The organism is Ruegeria sp. CDSB114 (genome assembly GCF_059611025.1).
In genome coordinates this window covers 689,513-706,169 of record NZ_JBXWOT010000001.1, presented here as the reverse complement: position 1 = coordinate 706,169, position 16,657 = coordinate 689,513, and the positions used below count along the sequence as shown (strand labels likewise).

The window sequence follows — 16,657 nt, the reverse complement described above, 5'->3', positions numbered from 1 at the left end:
GCAAGGGTCAGATAGACGCCCCGAAATGACAAAAACCTGCACTTGTCAAAGTGCAGGTTTTCAGAAGCGCAGGTGCCAAAATCAGGCGACGGCTTCGGCGAAGCTGTTGCGGAAAGTGGCAGTCAGTTCATCAAGCAAGGCCTCAGAAGAGCCGATGCGGACGCTGTCGCCCGTGAACCGCCCGACCGATACCAGTGGAACGCCAGCCTGACCTGCAGCAATCATCAGGGCTTCGGCCTGGTCAAAGTTGCAGGCGACCAGATAACGGGCCTGATCCTCGCCAAACAGGAATTCGGTCGAGGCGTCGTCAAGCGTTATGCCGACGCCGGTTGCTTCGGCCAGTTCGAAGGCTGCCAATGCCAGACCACCATCGCCAAGATCGGTGCAAGCCTTGATCATCTCTCGGTTTGCGCGGATGAACTCTCCGTTGCGCTTTTCGGCGTCCAGATCAACATGCGGCGCGTCGCCATCTTCGCGGTTGAACACTTCGGCCAGAAGGGCGGATTGGCCCAGATGCCCCTGCGTATCGCCGATGACCAGAGCCACGTGGCCGTCGCGGACCTCATTACCTATGATCTCGTCCGTGTGCGCCAGAAGGCCGACCGCTCCGATTGTCGGGGTCGGCAGGATCGCTTGACCGTCGGTTTCGTTGTAAAGCGACACGTTGCCGGACACGATGGGCATATCCAACGCTGCGACGGCCTTACCAATGCCTTGGATCGCGCCGACGAACTGGCCCATGATCTCGGGCTTTTCCGGGTTGCCAAAATTCAGGTTGTCGGTGGTCGCTAGTGGCAATGCCCCGACGGCGGTCAGGTTGCGGTAGGCTTCGGCAACAGCTTGCTTGCCGCCTTCTACAGGGTTGGCTCGCACATAGCGCGGGGTCACGTCACTGGTGAAAGCAAGAACCTTGTCGGTGCCGTGTACACGAACCATGCCGGCGCCCAGACCAGGCGTACGCACGGAATCGGCCATAACCATGGTGTCATACTGCTCGTAAACCCATTGCTTGCCCGCATAGTTGGGCGAAGCGAGCAGGGCGCGCAGACCGTCGATTGGGTCGATCTGAGGTACGTCGGCCAGATCTTCTGCTTGCGGTGTAGGCTCCCACGGGCGATCATATTCGGGCGCGGTTGAGGAGAGTTTGGACAGAACCAGATCGGCTTTGACCTCACTATTATGCATGATCAGAAAGCGATCTTCGGCGACGGTTTCACCCACGATAGCGAAATCCAGATCCCATTTATCGAAAACGGCGCGAGCCTCGGCCTCAAGCTCGGGTTTGAGAACCATCAACATGCGTTCTTGGGATTCCGACAGCATCATCTCATAGGCTGTCATGTTCTCTTCGCGCTGGGGGACGTTTTCCAGATCAAGCCGAACGCCCAGACCGCCTTTGTCACCCATCTCAACTGCGGAACAGGTCAGGCCCGCCGCGCCCATATCTTGGATCGAGATCACTGCGCCGGTTTGCATCAGCTCCAGCGTCGCTTCCATCAGGCGTTTTTCGGTGAACGGGTCGCCAACCTGAACGGTGGGGCGCTTTTCCTCGATCGTGTCGTCAAATTCGGCGCTGGCCATGGTGGCTCCGCCCACGCCGTCGCGTCCGGTCTTGGCTCCAAGATAGACAACCGGCATGCCGACGCCCGATGCGGCTGAGTAGAAAATCTTGTCACTGTCAGCCAGCCCGGCTGCGAAGGCATTCACAAGGCAGTTGCCATTATAGGCCGGGTGAAAGCGCACTTCGCCGCCAACGCAAGGCACGCCGAAACAGTTGCCATAGCCGCCGATACCTTCGACCACGCCATTGACCAGCTGACGGGTCTTGTGGTGGCCGGGTTCACCAAAAGACAGCGCGTTCATCGAGGCGATTGGGCGCGCACCCATGGTGAAAACATCGCGCAGGATACCTCCAACACCGGTGGCCGCACCTTGATAGGGTTCGATGTAAGACGGATGGTTGTGGCTTTCCATCTTGAAGACCACGGCCTGACCATCGCCGATATCGACCACACCTGCATTTTCACCCGGTCCGCAGATCACCTGGGGTCCAGAGGTGGGCAGGGTGCGCAGCCATTTCTTGGAGGATTTGTAGGAACAATGCTCGTTCCACATGGCCGAGAAAATGCCCAACTCGGTAAAGGTTGGCTCGCGCCCGATAATCTCCAGGATCATCTCGTATTCTTCGGGTTTCAACCCGTGCGCGGCAATCAGATCCGGTGTGATGGCGGGCTCTTGCATCGTTTGTCCTGTATCCATGGTGGCCGAGATTGCGGGCCTTGTAGGGCAAGGGCGCGTCTGTGGGAAGGGCCAAGTCAGCGCAGGGTCGAATAACGTAACCGGCATATGCCAATTTCGAGCTTTTCTGCGCTTTGTGTACCCAGAAAAAGAAACGGAACCGCGCCAGTGGCCGGTTCCGTCTATAGTACTTCCTGCCAGGCGGCCCAAAAGCCGCGTGGCGTCTGTATCTGGTCTTTAAGCTGGGGTTTCTCCCTTGTTGATCGAGTCCGCCGCAGCGGCCCCAACAGCAGCTTTTTGTTGTTCGGTAAGGTTCTCGGCCTCTTCCAGACCAGGAATTGCTACGCGAACTTCGCGGCGGGCAAAGTCGATGCCATTGGCATTGAACTCGGCCTTCACCCGGTTGAAGATTTCCTTGCGAAGCGTGAACTGCTTGCCCGGCTTGGCCATGAACTTGCCGCGGATGATCATGCCAACATCGTCAAAGTCGAAAACACCTTGCGATTTAAAGGGCTGCAAGAAGCCTTCTTTGTGGGTTTCGTCCGCCATCATCTCGGCGCCGATCTTCTTGAAGATCTTCTTGACCTTGTTGGGATCAGTGTCAAACGGCACGGTGAACTTTAGCTTCATGATCACCCAGTCACGGCTGAAATTGGTCAGCTTTTGAATCTCGCCATAGGGGATCGTGTGAACGGGCCCACGGTGATGGCGGAGCTGCATCGAACGGATCGAGATTTTCTCGACGGTGCCCATGGTGCCACCGACATCGACATATTCACCCACGCGAAACGCATCGTCGATAAGGAAGAAGACACCGCCGACGATATCAGCCACCAGCTTCTGAGCGCCGAAACCGATCGCAAGACCAAGGACACCGGCACCTGCCAGAAGTGGGGTGATGTTGATGCCCAGCGCGCCCAATGCGAGCAGGCCGAAGATGACCGCAATCGTGACTTGCGCCGTGATCCGCAGCAGGGGAAGAACCGTCGCCAGACGTGAGCCGCCTGCACCGCCACCCTCGCCACCGGCCTCTTCATCCAGCTCTTCTGCCGTTGTCTGTTCCTTGGCAAGACGACGGTTGATCCATAGTGAGACGACCTCGTTCAAGATGTATCCGACAGCGATGATCATCAGGAATTCGATAACCGTACCGCCAACGTCGGTTCCGATCCCGGCAGAGGCGACATGTCGAAGATCAAGCTGCCAGACCCGCGCGATCATAAAGACCACAAACAGGCCCGCCAGCACGCGACCGATCCGGATATAGCTGCGCTTGGCTGATTTATAGGCGCGTTCGGCCAATGGTCCGTCGCCCAACATTGGGGGTTGAAGATGGCGCACGAGGCCACGGATCAGCGTATCAAGCGCTGGTGCGATCAGCAGCCAGAACATCGTCGTGAAATGTGGCCCTTTGCCAAGCAGGGCAAGTGTTCTGGGATCACGCTGTGCGATCAGGAATTCGACCAGGAACCATATCACCACCGAAACGCCGATAGCGAAGTAGGGATAGTAATGAGCGACCTTTTCATCGAATTTGGTGTGATCCGGGTCCGTGCCCAACATCATCTGAGACAACCCTTCGCGCGCGGTCCAGGCGATGATCCCAATGTATATATGGATGCCAGCGTTCAGCCAGAAACCGATACGCGTATCGGCCGGGGTGATACCGTTAAGCAAGTTGAACCGTACGATAAAGAGCGTGAGGCCGATCAATAGAAGAAGGCCAATCAGGTTGCGATGCAGATATTTGGCCCAATGATCGTCTATGTTGACCAACCGGTAATGTGGCTTTTTGGGCGCCAGTACAAAGCGTGAGGCGGCTGCGCCCAGACGCGGAATCCAAATCAGGTAGAAAACGAATGGGGCGGCATAGGTAAGCTGTTCTGTCGTCAGCAAGCCCCGTCCAATCGCCCGGATAACAACATAGAACACAACAAGTCCTGCGATTTCCCGGCAGAAACGGCGGAACAAGTAACGTACCGCGCTCCAAAGATCAGCATCGGAATTCCCATCGGGCTCTTCGTGCCATTTGCGGGTGAGAAACCCAAACAATTTTTCAGCAGCGTATCCGGCCACCAGAACTGCTAGGATCAGCCCAAACAGGCCAAACACCCCGGTAGATCCGAATTTCGCTGAGAAATTGCTGAACGCCTCAACCTGGGCGCTGACAATATTTGGCAATGTGGTCAAAACCTGCGTCCAAGAGGTAACCATCTCGGCCCAGATTTCACTGATTTCGGTAAGCGGATCTTCATGGTTTTCGTTTGCTGCCGCCTGCTTTTCTGCAACCGCGTCGAGCCGTTCCAGCAAAATGGCGCGAACCTGATCGTCGGACATACGTGCCACCAAGCCATCAACCTGATCGGGCGTCAGGTCCTCTGGAATTGTGACCGTAGACGACGCCGTCCCACTGTCTTGTGCGTGTACTGGTACCGCAAGAAGAATGGCGGAAATCAACGCCAGTAATAGGCGGAGTGGATGGTGCATGAATTTTCCCTCGAACACGAATTTTTGATCTTTTACGGGATCATAGGCGCGGAGGTGGAAATTTCCCAGCAGTTTTCGGCTGTTCGGTGTCACCGATTAAGCCAGGACCAAAAAAAAAGGCCGAGCACTAAGCTCGGCCGTAGTCCAACAGGGAGGTATGAAGATGATGAGCGTTACAGCATCACCGCCTTCGAGTGCTCATTTAGGCATCAGTTTGATAACGATCAAGGCGTTTCAGTGTGATAGTCCGTCATGTCCGCTATGACGTTGACGCATAGCTATAGTTTCCCCATTTTCTTCAGGTGTTTACGCTGCGCGATGATCTCGTCCTGCACAAAATCGCGGAAGGCTGCCACGCGTTTGGAATGGCGTAACTCTTCGGGGTAGGCGAGATAAACAGGAACGTCAGCCGTTTCGATGTCTGAAAGTACCGGCAGCAGATGCGGGAAATCATGCGTGACATAATCGGGCAGCAAGCCAATTCCCAGATTGTGCAGTACGCCCTGCAAGACACCGAAATAGTTGTTCACTGTCAGCAACGACGCCGGGTTATAGGTCATCAGATGCCGTACCATTGCCGCACTGGCCCCTACTTGGGGGGCTGAGGGGGTCTGACAGATAAGTCGATGGCTCGAGATTTCTTCGAGGGAGGCAGGTTGACCGCTTTCCTTAAGATATTCCGGGGTAGCATAAAGCAGCATCTGTACTGTCATCAGGCGCTTGCGCACCAGATCAGCCTGGCTAGGCTCTTTCATACGGATGGCGACATCGGCCTCGCGCATTGGCAGGTCAAGAACGCGTTCCTCAAGCATGAGGTCGATATTTAGGTCCGGGTATTGTTCATACAGCTTTGGCAACCTCGGAGCGAGCCATAGAGTCCCAAAGCCAAATGTGGTTGTGACCCGCAGCACACCAAAGACTTCTTCTTCGCTGTCTCGTATGCGCGCTGCTGCCGCGTCCAGTCGCTTGGACATTGCCGAGGTGGCGTCGAACAGCAGCTCACCCTGTTCGGTCAGAATCAGACCGCGGGCGTGACGATGGAACAACGTCGAATCAAGTGACTCTTCCAATGCCCGAATTTGTCTGCTGACTGCCGATTGAGATAGGTTCAGCTTATCGCCTGCATGTGTCAGGCTGCCCGCATCTGCAACCGCGTGAAATATCCTAAGCTTGTCCCAATCCATCGCCGCAACTTTCGTTATCCTGCCGAACGCCTATATGAAATAGGTGACAACTTCCACATTCAAACGGCGAAATCCTTGCGTTTCAGAGGATAAGCTCTAGGCAGGTCAGTTATTATGACCTAATATGGAAGCAGATGAAGCACACTGATCTGACGAGGGGAGGCGTTTGATGAGTAAGCCACAAATTTCTTTGAACGACCGTTTCGACCTAAGCAAAAACACGGTTTTATTGAACGGCACTCAGGCGCTTGTGCGCCTTATGCTGATGCAAAAGGCGCGCGACACGAAATCGGGTCTGAACACTGCAGGATTGGTGACGGGATACCGCGGATCGCCTCTTGGAGCGGTCGACCAGCAGATGATGCGCGCGCAGAAACAGCTGACAGAAAGCGATGTCACTTTTCAATACGGTCTGAATGAGGATCTTGCGGCAACCGCGCTTTGGGGCAGTCAGCAGGCCGGGTTAAGGGGTGACGGCAAGTTCGATGGCGTCTTTGGTCTGTGGTACGGAAAAGGACCTGGTGTAGATCGGTCAGGCGACGTGATGCGCCATGCCAATATGGCAGGGACGGCGGCGCATGGTGGCGTTCTGATGGCCATGGGGGATGATCACACGGGCGAAAGTTCGACCGTTCTGCATCAGTCCGAGTGGTCGTTGGTTGATATGTACATGCCAGTGGTCAGCCCGGCCGGAGTACAAGAGATACTCGACTACGGCGTTTACGGATTCGCGCTCAGCCGGTTCGCCGGTGTCTGGGTCGGTCTCAAGACCATGAAGGACACGATAGAGGTGACTTCGGTTGTTGATGGCAACCCCGATCGCATGAATGTCGTGGTGCCCGAGTTTGATATGCCCGAAGGAGGGCTGAACATCCGGCTTGGCGATACGCCTCATCTGCAGGAAGAGCGCATTATTGATTACAAGCGTTTTGCGGCTGAAACGTTTTCACGCGCTAACCGGATGGACAAACGTGTCTGGGGCAAACCCGGTGCAAAGATAGGTCTGGTGGCCGCTGGCAAGAACTGGCTGGACCTTACCCACGCGCTTTCCTTGCTGAATATTGATGAGGCCGAGGCCGAGCGCCTTGGCATCACGACCTATAAGGTCGGACAGACGTTCCCACTGGACATGGCCGGATTTCACGACTGGGCAGAGGGTCTGGACCTGATCGTAATCGTTGAAGAAAAACGCAAGCTGATCGAGGTTCAGGTCAAAGAAGCGATCTTTGACGACCGCCGTGGTCGACGAGTCTATGGCTGGTACAAGGGTGGTGCTGGGACGCTGCATCGGGAAGAGCTGTTTCCCACCCGCGGTGCCCTTGATCCGAACATGATCGCAGAAAAGCTGGGCGGTATCCTGATTGAAGAAGGCCGCGATACCGACGGGGTCCGTGCAGGTTTGACCAAGTTGACCGAAGCGCGCCGGGCGGACAATGCCGAGGAAATAGCCTCACGCCTTCCGTATTTCTGTTCTGGATGCCCGCATAACAGTTCGACCAAGGTACCAGACGGAAGCCGGGCCTATGCAGGCATCGGATGCCATTACATGGTTCAATGGATGGATCGAAGCACATTTGGCTTTACTCAGATGGGTGGCGAAGGGGCAAACTGGATCGGGGAAGAGCCGTTCTCGACCACCAATCATGTGTTCCAGAACCTCGGAGACGGCACCTATAACCATTCCGGTGTTCAGGCGATCCGGGCAGCTTTGTCGGCGGGTACGAACATCACCTTCAAGATTCTGTTCAACGATGCAGTCGCAATGACGGGCGGGCAGGGCAATGAGGGTGATCTGACCGCCGAAAGGATCGCGGCCGAGGTCAAGGCTATGGGCGTCACACATGTCGCGCTGGTCTATGACGAAAAAGAAGATGTAAACTTCAAAGCCTTACCCGCAGGAGTAGAGAGCTTTGAGCGTGCCGAACTGATGACTGTGCAAGAGAAATTCCGCACCTATGAGGGCGTCTCGGTCATCGTCTATGTCCAGACCTGTGCCGCTGAGAAACGCCGTCGCCGTAAACGCGGAACCTTTCCCGACCCGGACAAAAGGGTCTTTATCAATACGGATGTCTGTGAGGGCTGCGGTGACTGCGGCATCCAATCGAACTGTGTTTCGATTGTTCCCAAGGAAACCGAACTTGGCCGGAAGCGCGCGATTGACCAATCGAGCTGTAACAAGGATTTTTCGTGTCTGAGTGGGTTCTGCCCCTCCTTTGTGACGCTGGAAGGCGCGAAGATTCGCAAAGAAGCGACGACCGAACTTGATCTGCCCGATCTTCCGATGCCCGAGCTGCCTGAAATAGTGGGCACACATAATGTTGTCATCACCGGCATCGGTGGGACCGGAGTTGTCACGCTGGGCGCGATTCTGGCACAGGCGGCCCAGATTGACGGCAAAGGCGCCGGAATGATGGAGATGGCAGGCTTGGCCCAGAAAGGCGGTGCGGTTCATATTCATTGCCGTATTGCCAACCGGCCAGAAGATATCAGTGCAATACGTGTGGCAACGGGTGAAGCCGACACATTGATCGGTGGTGATTTGGTTGTGTCCGCCGGGGCCAAAACACTTGGCCTGACACGCTTGGGTCAGACCGGAGCGGTGGTCAACAGCCACGAAACCGTTACCGGTGACTTCACGCGCGACACTAAGTTTAGGATTCCTGGTGAGAGGCTGGAACTGGCGCTGCAAGCTCGATTGAAAGAAGACGTTTCCCTGTTTGATGCCACTGAGCTTGCGCGCGCAGTGATGGGAGATTCAATCTATTCGAACATGATGGTTTTTGGGGCCGCATGGCAGCGCGGGCTGATACCCGTCAGCCTCGATGCGGTGATTGCAGCCATTGATCTGAACGGAACGGCGGTAGAACGCAACAAAAGAGCCTTTGAGATCGGTCGTTGGGCGGTTTTACACCCGGAAAAAGTCGATGAGATTCTACGGCCAAGTGTTTCCGACCTCCCGAAATCACCAGAGCAGGTCATCGCGTTCCGCGCCGATCATCTAACCCAGTATCAAAGCGCTCGTCTGGCGAAACGCTACCGCAAAATCGTTGACTCGTTTGAGGATGCAGAAATTCGTGATGCTGTCGCAAAAGGGTATCATAAACTGTTGTCTTACAAAGACGAATACGAAGTAGCCCGGTTGTTACTGTCCAGTCGGGAGAAAGCCGCCGCTGAATTTGATGGCGAATTCAAAATGACATTCCACCTTGCCCCACCGCTGCTTGGTGGCAAAGGACCAGATGGCCGACCCCGCAAACGGAGTTTCGGCGAATGGATGCTGAACCCGCTGAAATTCATGTCTCGGCTAAAAGTTCTTCGAGGTACTCCGCTGGATATCTTTGGCTATAGTGTCGAACGTCGAATGGAGCGTGAGCTGATCAAGCAATATGAACGTGATCTCAAAGAGATCACTCCGCTGATTTCCATCCAAACAAAGGATGCCGTAATTTCGCTCGCTAAGTTGCCCTTGGATATCAAAGGTTTTGGACCCGTCCTTAAGGCGAATGAGGCGAGCGCCGCCAAACGCAGAGAGGAATTGTTGACCACGATACGGAACGGAGGACCTGAATTACAGGCCGCCGCCGAGTAATTCGTCACAACCGTGTCACGACAGCTAGGCAAAATTGTTACTTGCATTTAAAATGCAGGTACAAAACCGGAGACTTCCATGCCCTCGCGACGCCATGTTGCACGTGACATTTCTTATGCCTATTCCGCCGAAACCAAAAGCGGACGGATGGTCATCAAGCTTATGGAGAACACCACAGGCCGCCTGCGCCTTATCAGGCGTGCTGATGGGTACGAAAAAGACGTGGCCAACGGGCGAGATTTCTGGTCGGTCATGGTTGAGAGATACGGTTTGTCTCTGGATGTGGTTGGCGGGTCATTGTCTAATATTCCCCGTGATGGCTCTCTGATTCTGATTGCCAATCACCCATACGGAATTCTGGATGGGTTGATGATGGGGCACATGTTGTCCAGTACGCGTGGGGATTTTCGCATTCTGGCCAACCATGTGTTTCGTAAGGCAGAGGATCTGAATCGGGTCGTTCTGCCGATTTCATTCGACGATACAAAAGCTGCGATGAAGCAGAACCTGGAGACCCGGAAGAAAGCTTTGAACTATCTGGGCGAGGGCGGCGCGATTGGCATATTTCCCGGCGGTACCGTCAGCACAGGGGCAAAGCCTTTCTCGTACCCGATGGACCCGGGCTGGCGTGGCTTCACAGCGCGGATGGTTGCCAAATCAGACGCGACAGTTGTGCCGGTCTTTTTTGACGGTCATACCTCACGCCTGTTTCAGATTGCCAGCCATCTGCACAATACATTGCGCATGGGATTGCTGATCAAGGAATTCAAAAAACGCGTTGATACCCCGGTCCAAGTGGTGATCGGAGAGCCCATCGGCCGCGACGTTCTGGACCCGTTGGCCAAGGATACGCGCAAGATGATGGATTTCTTGCGCAAAGCAACGTATGAGCTGTCTCCAAAGCCACTAAAGTCTTATGACTATGGCTATGAATTTGAGGAACGGCATCGCGCCTAAAGGGGCAAATGGCAGTAGGCATTTTTGATTCTGGTTTGGGCGGTCTGACCGTTCTGAACGCCGCGCAGAAACGTCTTCCCGACGTTGATTTCCTGTATTACGCGGACAGCGCACATGCGCCTTACGGGGTGCGTGATGTAGAGAATATCTATGAGCTGACCCGGGGTGCGGTGAACGACCTCTGGAACCGGGGTTGTGATCTGGTGATTCTGGCCTGCAATACGGCCAGCGCTGCTGCTTTGCGGCGGATGCAGGAAGAGGGCGTGCCTCAAGGCAAGCGCGTCTTGGGCGTTTTTGTTCCTTTGATCGAAGCGCTGACTGAGCGGCAATGGGGCGACAACAGCCCGCCGCGTGAAGTCGCGGTCAAACATGTCGCTTTGTTTGCGACCCCGGCCACCGTATCCAGTCGTGCGTTTCAACGCGAATTGGCCTTTCGTGCGATTGGCGTAGATGTTGAGGCGCAGGCCTGCGGTGGGGTCGTTGATGCCATCGAGGAAGGCGACATGATCCTGGCCGAAGCGCTGGTGCGAAGCCATGTGGACGCCCTGAAACGCAAGATGCCAGAGCCTCAGGCCGCAATACTGGGCTGTACGCACTATCCCTTAATGGCTGAGGCGTTTCAGAAGGCCTTAGGACCCGACGTTGAGGTGTTCAGCCAGGGTGATCTGGTTGCCGAAAGTCTGGCAGACTATTTGCAGCGGCACCCGAACATGCAGGGTGCGGCGAAGGGCGGTTATCTGACCACTGGTAAGCCAGGCGTTGTCAGTGATCGCGCCACCCAGTTCCTCCGACGACAAATTACTTTTGAGGCTGTCTGACTTTGGTCAAAGACGCGGCCTGAAAGAACCCGTAATCCCATGACCGTCACAGTGACGGGCATGAACAGTGGCATACAGTTTCAAGAGGTCCAAGATGACCCACAAAATCGCAATTCTGGGCGCTTCGGGTTATACCGGCGCTGAACTGGTTCGGTTGATCGCCGAGCATCCGAATATGGAAATCGCTGCACTTTCTGCCGAGCGGAAAGCCGGACAGTCGATGGCGCAGGTGTTCCCTCATTTGCGGCACCTGCAGCTTCCGGTTCTTGGCAAGATTTCGGAAATCGACTTTTCAGGGATCGACCTGTGCTTTTGCGCGCTGCCACATAAAACCAGCCAGGAAGTTATCCGCGATCTGCCGAAGGACCTGAAGATCATCGACCTGTCCGCCGATTTCAGGCTACGCGACCCTGAGGAATATGAAAAATGGTATGGCAACCCTCATGCGGCTTTGGAGCAGCAGGAGGAGGCCGTTTACGGCCTGACCGAGTTTTATCGCGATCAAATTCGCACGGCCCGCTTGGTTGCCGGAACAGGCTGCAACGCCGCCACCGGACAATATGTTTTGCGCCCTTTGATTTCGGCCGGTGTCATTGATCTGGATGACATCATTCTGGACCTCAAATGCGCTGTGTCTGGTGCCGGGCGATCGCTGAAAGAAAACCTGCTGCATGCCGAACTTAGCGAAGGGTATAACGCATATGCTGTTGGCGGTACGCATCGGCATTTGGGGGAATTCGATCAAGAATTTTCTGCCCTTGCAGGGCGCCCGGTCAATGTTCAGTTCACTCCGCATCTGGTTCCAGCAAACCGGGGTATCCTAGCCACTACATATGTCAAAGGTGACCCCACGAGCGCTTATGAAGCGCTTGTGAAAACCTATGAAAGCGAACCATTTATCCAGATGCTGCCATTTGGCGAAACACCCTCGACCCACCATGTGCGCGGCTCGAATTTCTGCCATATCGGCGTGGTCAGCGACCGGATCGAGAGGCGCGCCATTGTGATCGGAGCACTGGATAACCTGACAAAAGGTAGCAGTGGCCAAGCCTTGCAGAACGCTAACCTGATGTTAGGTGAAGCTGAAACTGCGGGTCTGATGATGGCCCCACTTTTCCCATGAGGAACAAATGAAAACGCTCAAGAAACGTCGTCGCGTTCAAATCATCCTTCTGTCAATCGTTGCTTTGGCAGTGTCTACGGCGTTGATCGGATACGCTATGCAGGACGGCATCAATTTCTTCCGCTCGCCCAGTGAAGTAATGGCAGAGCCGCCAAAACCGACTGAAATATTCCGGATCGGTGGTCTGGTCGAAGAGGGTTCGATCGTGCGGGGGCAAGGGGAAACCGTGCGTTTTGTGGTGACGGACGGCGGCGAAAGCGTGCCGGTCACGTTTACTGGAGTTTTGCCTGATTTGTTCTCGGAAAACCAGGGTATGATTGGCACCGGAAGTTACGTAAACGGAGTCTTTGAAGCCTCAGAAATTCTTGCGAAACACGATGAGACCTATATGCCAAAAGAGGTTGTGGACGCGTTGAAAGAACAAGGTATTTACAAGGAGGCCGGCGAGAGCTGAGCCATAGGCTTTGAGATCGGAATTCGGGCGTTGCGTGGATCGACATGCAGCGCCCTTTCTATTTTCGTTGTATTAACAGAATTGTCCGAGCGTCTGTCTGTCCCAAGTTGGAGAACAGTACATGCAGACGGTTCGGCAGATCGCGGAACAGATAGTTACGCGTGAAGGTGGTTTTGTCGATGACCCCGACGATCCGGGTGGAGCGACAAAATTCGGCGTAACAATCCATACCATGCGCAGATTGCAACTGGACCTGACGCAGGACGGGATGGTTGATGTATCCGATGTAAGGCGGCTGAGCCGGTCGCAGGCCGTTGAAATCTTTATCCGCCACTATTTCTCAAAACCGCGATTACACCTACTGCCTAACATTCTGCAGCCATCTGTTTTCGACATGTACGTGAATTCAGGCGCTCAAGCTGTTAAAATTATGCAATATTTGCTGCGTGAAATGGGGTATCGTGTCGTCGTAGATGGCGTTGTAGGCCCGCAGACGGCGCAGGCATGTAGTGCTGCGTCTGAACCGGACCCTGTCGCGCTGCGGGATGCCTATGGCGTTGCCAGGAGAAACTATTATTTCCGAATAGCGGAACGGCGTCCAGCCTCTCGCAAATATGCTCGGTCCCGGTCTGGGGCAAAAGGTGGCTGGATACGACGCGCTGAGGAATTCCTGTCACCGACCTATCATCTTAGCGACGCAGAATTTCAAAGGAGGGTTTCTGAATGGGGCTGATCTCGGGGATATTTGCGTTCTTGTTTGGCGAGGGCCGGAATGTCGTGCGTGAAACAACCGAAGTCTTTCGTGAAAATGCTGAGCAGGGCGCTAAACGCGACCTGACGCGACAACAGGGAGTACTGGAACAGTATAGGGCTGAGTTCGAGCGGGTTCAAAAAGGTGCATTTGACCGTTTTATGGATGGGCTCAACCGGCTGCCGCGCCCCGCCATGGCCTTGGGAACATTGGGACTGTTTGTCGCCGCTATGGTAGATCCGCTTTGGTTTGCCGCTCGGATGCAGGGGATTGCGTTGGTGCCTGAGCCCTTGTGGTGGTTGTTGGGCGTGGTCGTCTCGTTCTATTTCGGCGCAAGACACCAGACCAAGGTGCAGGATCTGCAGCGTGAAATTTCGGCAACGATGACACGTACTCCGAAAGTTATGGAAAACATCGAAACACTGGCAGAGATGCGGGACCGTTTGATTGGGGTCGCTGATACTGGGACAGATGCAGGCTTAGCCGATGAGGTCCTAAAGCCCGATTTCAACCCTGCGCTCGAGGATTGGCGGCGGGGTCGGTCCGCCTGACCCGCGACACTATGTGCGTCCTGCAGAGGCGAAAGTGATTGGTGATTGTCCCTCAACAGGAATATATGCGGGACCATGATTACAGAACTTGGTCACTTCGCGCTGATACTCGCCTTTCTCGTCGCCATCGTTCAGACGGTCATTCCGCTGATAGGGGCGGCGAAACGGTGGACTGGCTGGATGTCCTTCGCAGAAACCGCCGCTATTGCACAGTTTCTGTTAGTCGCCTTCTCTTTCGCGGCGTTGGTCTGGGCCTTTACCACCTCTGATTTCTCATTGCGGATAGTGGTTGAAAACAGCCATTCCGCCAAACCGATGCTGTATAAAATCAGCGGCACGTGGGGCAACCACGAAGGGTCAATGTTACTGTGGGTCCTGATCGTCGCAGTTTTCGGGGCCATGGCCGCTTTTTTTGGCGCAGGGTTACCTCCGACGCTCAAAGCGCGCGTGCTGGCGGTTCAGGCAGCCGTAGGGGTGGCGTTTTACGCTTTTATCCTGCTCACCTCGAACCCATTTGACCGTCTGATTATCGCCCCGTTCGATGGGCGGGACCTCAACCCATTATTGCAAGATCCAGGTTTGGCATTCCACCCGCCGTTTCTGTATCTGGGCTATGTCGGCCTGAGCATGGCATTCAGCTTTGCAGTGGCCGCGCTGATCGAAGGGCGCGTGGATGCATCTTGGGGGAGGTGGGTGCGTCCCTGGACGCTGGCCGCATGGATTTTTCTGACCATTGGGATCGCGCTTGGATCCTGGTGGGCCTACTACGAGCTGGGCTGGGGCGGGTTCTGGTTCTGGGATCCGGTCGAAAACGCTTCTTTCATGCCGTGGCTATTGGCGGCAGCCCTGTTGCATTCTGCTATCGTGGTCGAAAAGCGTGAAGCGCTGAAGAGCTGGACCATCCTTCTGGCGATCATCGCCTTTGGCTTTTCGCTGATCGGGACGTTCATTGTGCGATCGGGGCTTTTGACTTCGGTACATGCCTTTGCCAATGATCCTGAACGCGGCGTGTTTATCCTGATCATTCTTGTGGTCTTCATTGGCGGTGCGTTGACACTCTATGCGGCACGCGCGCAAGCGATGGAGGCCAAGGGCGTGTTTGGTATGGTCAGCCGCGAAAGCGCCCTGGTGCTGAACAATATTCTACTGGCGGTCAGCTGTTTCGTTGTGTTCTTCGGAACCTTGTGGCCGATGGTGGCCGAGATGGCATTTGATCGCAAACTCTCGGTCGGCGCGCCGTTCTTTAATGCGGCGTTCACACCGTTCATGGTTGCGCTGGGGATTGTATTACCGCTTGGTGCAATGCTTCCGTGGAAACGTGGAAAGCTTGGCAAGGCGGCGCATTCGTTGCGGTTCGCATTCCTTCTGGCAGTTGCGCTCGGCTTGCTCGTTTGGGTCATGCAGACCGGTCGCAGCGCATTGGGACCCGTGGGGCTGTTTCTGGGGGCCTGGATCACATTTGGCGCTATTGTGGACCTTTGGAGCCGTACTGGAAGAAAAAACAACCTACAGCGTCTGTTCAGACTGCCCGGTGCCGATTGGGGCAAGGCTGCAGCCCATACCGGACTGGGGGTTACGATCTTTGCCATCGCCGGGCTGACCGCATGGGAGGTCGAGGATATCCGCGTTGCGCAGACGGGGCAGCCTTTCGAGGTTGGCCAGTTCACCCTGACACTTGAACAGGTTCGGAATGTCGAGGGGCCCAACTATTTCTCAACCACAGCCGATGTTAAGGTCGAACAGGCCGGTCGAACAATCGCAACACTGCATCCGGAAAAACGCGACTACCCAGTTTCAAGGATGCCAACGACTGAAGCTGCGATTGACTATCGGTTTCTCAGGGATCTTTACGTCGTCATTGGAGATCAGCAGGCAAATGGTGGCTGGGTCGTGCGGACTTATATCAAGCCTTTAGCGAATTGGATTTGGGGCGGGTGCCTACTGATGGCGCTCGGAGGCGTTCTTAGCCTGTGCGACAGGCGTTTTCGCGTTGCGGCAGGCGCGCGCAAGACGCCGACGCAGGGGGTTCCGGCGGAATGAAACGGTTTCTACTGATACTGCTTTTATTGGCAACGCCAAGCATGGCTGTCCAACCTGACGAGGTGCTTGATGATCCGATCCTGGAACAGAGGGCGCGGGATCTGAGTGCCGGCTTGCGCTGTCTGGTTTGCCGCAACGAAAGCATAGACGAAAGCAATGCAGGATTGGCCCGTGACTTGCGCCTGTTATTGCGCGAACGCCTGGTGGCCGGCGACACAGATGGACAGGCGATTGACTTTATCGTTGATCGCTACGGCGAATATGTTTTGCTAAGGCCAACAACGTCAGGATCGAACATCCTTTTGTGGCTGGCCGGTCCGATCATGCTTTTGATCGCTGTGGCGACTGGTTTCAGCTTTTTACGCAAAAGATCGGCGGAACAGGACCGAAGGGAAGGTGACGGCCTCCTTAGCGACGCCGAGAAAGAACGATTACGCGAAATCCTCAAAGATTGACCTTCGGTTC

General features: G+C 55.2%; 12 protein-coding genes. 9 read left to right on the top strand and 3 right to left on the bottom strand.

Annotation, left to right across the window (positions count from 1 at the left end):
- Positions 1-81: 81 nt before the first annotated feature.
- The 3 genes from purL to AC2FIP_RS03530 all read right to left on the bottom strand — a co-directional run bounded on the left by purL (position 82) and on the right by AC2FIP_RS03530 (position 5,909).
- Entirely contained in the window at positions 82-2,241 is a 2,160-nt protein-coding gene (gene purL / locus AC2FIP_RS03540; RefSeq protein WP_496785182.1) for a phosphoribosylformylglycinamidine synthase subunit PurL, read from the bottom strand.
- Positions 2,242-2,475: 234 nt separating this feature from the next.
- Positions 2,476-4,725: a mechanosensitive ion channel family protein gene (locus tag AC2FIP_RS03535; protein WP_271946936.1), complete on the bottom strand. Its 2,250-nt coding sequence runs from the start codon at positions 4,723-4,725 to the stop codon at positions 2,476-2,478.
- A 278-nt stretch (positions 4,726-5,003) separates the two neighbouring features.
- Positions 5,004-5,909, bottom strand: a complete 906-nt coding sequence (locus AC2FIP_RS03530) for a LysR family transcriptional regulator (protein ID WP_142633997.1) — start codon at positions 5,907-5,909, stop codon at positions 5,004-5,006.
- 169 nt (positions 5,910-6,078) lie between these two features.
- Between AC2FIP_RS03530 and AC2FIP_RS03525 the strand changes: the two genes are divergently transcribed.
- From AC2FIP_RS03525 to AC2FIP_RS03485, 9 genes are all read left to right on the top strand, one after another.
- Positions 6,079-9,498, top strand: coding sequence for an indolepyruvate ferredoxin oxidoreductase family protein (locus AC2FIP_RS03525; protein WP_496785181.1), 3,420 nt, complete (start codon positions 6,079-6,081; stop codon positions 9,496-9,498).
- A gap of 78 nt (positions 9,499-9,576) precedes the next feature.
- A complete protein-coding gene (locus AC2FIP_RS03520) occupies positions 9,577-10,455 on the top strand; it encodes a lysophospholipid acyltransferase family protein (RefSeq protein ID WP_496748989.1) in 879 nt (292 codons plus the stop codon).
- An 8-nt stretch (positions 10,456-10,463) separates the two neighbouring features.
- Positions 10,464-11,273, top strand: a complete 810-nt coding sequence (gene murI, locus AC2FIP_RS03515; RefSeq protein ID WP_271946944.1) for a glutamate racemase — start codon at positions 10,464-10,466, stop codon at positions 11,271-11,273.
- A gap of 94 nt (positions 11,274-11,367) precedes the next feature.
- A complete protein-coding gene (gene argC / locus AC2FIP_RS03510) occupies positions 11,368-12,396 on the top strand; it encodes an N-acetyl-gamma-glutamyl-phosphate reductase (RefSeq protein WP_496785180.1) in 1,029 nt (342 codons plus the stop codon).
- A 7-nt stretch (positions 12,397-12,403) separates the two neighbouring features.
- Positions 12,404-12,850 carry a cytochrome c maturation protein CcmE gene (gene ccmE / locus AC2FIP_RS03505; RefSeq protein ID WP_281972148.1) on the top strand — a complete coding sequence of 149 codons (447 nt, stop codon included), beginning with the start codon at positions 12,404-12,406 and terminating at the stop codon, positions 12,848-12,850.
- Positions 12,851-12,971: 121 nt separating this feature from the next.
- Entirely contained in the window at positions 12,972-13,583 is a 612-nt protein-coding gene (locus tag AC2FIP_RS03500) for a holin-associated N-acetylmuramidase (protein WP_496691290.1), read from the top strand.
- Complete coding sequence (locus tag AC2FIP_RS03495) at positions 13,574-14,152, top strand: holin family protein (protein ID WP_496700243.1); 579 nt, start codon at positions 13,574-13,576, stop codon at positions 14,150-14,152. Before AC2FIP_RS03500 ends, AC2FIP_RS03495 begins: the two co-directional genes overlap by 10 nt.
- A gap of 75 nt (positions 14,153-14,227) precedes the next feature.
- Complete coding sequence (locus AC2FIP_RS03490; protein ID WP_142633981.1) at positions 14,228-16,192, top strand: heme lyase CcmF/NrfE family subunit; 1,965 nt, start codon at positions 14,228-14,230, stop codon at positions 16,190-16,192.
- The gene (locus AC2FIP_RS03485; RefSeq protein ID WP_496691288.1) at positions 16,189-16,647 is read left to right on the top strand and encodes a cytochrome c-type biogenesis protein; all 459 of its coding nucleotides are present in this window, start codon (positions 16,189-16,191) and stop codon (positions 16,645-16,647) included. The genes AC2FIP_RS03490 and AC2FIP_RS03485 overlap by 4 nt, the downstream gene beginning before the upstream one ends.
- The last annotated feature ends 10 nt before the right edge of the window (positions 16,648-16,657 follow it).

Excerpts from the sequence above, each read along its gene's own strand:
- AC2FIP_RS03500 (WP_496691290.1), top strand. The coding sequence starts at position 12,972 with ATGCAGACGGTTCGGCAGATCGCGGAACAGATAGTTACGCGTGAAGGT.
- purL (WP_496785182.1), bottom strand. The coding sequence starts at position 2,241 with ATGCAAGAGCCCGCCATCACACCGGATCTGATTGCCGCGCACGGGTTG.
- ccmE (WP_281972148.1), top strand. The coding sequence starts at position 12,404 with ATGAAAACGCTCAAGAAACGTCGTCGCGTTCAAATCATCCTTCTGTCA.
- argC (WP_496785180.1), top strand. The coding sequence starts at position 11,368 with ATGACCCACAAAATCGCAATTCTGGGCGCTTCGGGTTATACCGGCGCT.
- murI (WP_271946944.1), top strand. The coding sequence starts at position 10,464 with ATGGCAGTAGGCATTTTTGATTCTGGTTTGGGCGGTCTGACCGTTCTG.
- AC2FIP_RS03535 (WP_271946936.1), bottom strand. The coding sequence starts at position 4,725 with ATGCACCATCCACTCCGCCTATTACTGGCGTTGATTTCCGCCATTCTT.
- AC2FIP_RS03490 (WP_142633981.1), top strand. The coding sequence starts at position 14,228 with ATGATTACAGAACTTGGTCACTTCGCGCTGATACTCGCCTTTCTCGTC.
- AC2FIP_RS03495 (WP_496700243.1), top strand. The coding sequence starts at position 13,574 with ATGGGGCTGATCTCGGGGATATTTGCGTTCTTGTTTGGCGAGGGCCGG.
- AC2FIP_RS03525 (WP_496785181.1), top strand. The coding sequence starts at position 6,079 with ATGAGTAAGCCACAAATTTCTTTGAACGACCGTTTCGACCTAAGCAAA.
- AC2FIP_RS03485 (WP_496691288.1), top strand. The coding sequence starts at position 16,189 with ATGAAACGGTTTCTACTGATACTGCTTTTATTGGCAACGCCAAGCATG.
- AC2FIP_RS03520 (WP_496748989.1), top strand. The coding sequence starts at position 9,577 with ATGCCCTCGCGACGCCATGTTGCACGTGACATTTCTTATGCCTATTCC.
- AC2FIP_RS03530 (WP_142633997.1), bottom strand. The coding sequence starts at position 5,909 with ATGGATTGGGACAAGCTTAGGATATTTCACGCGGTTGCAGATGCGGGC.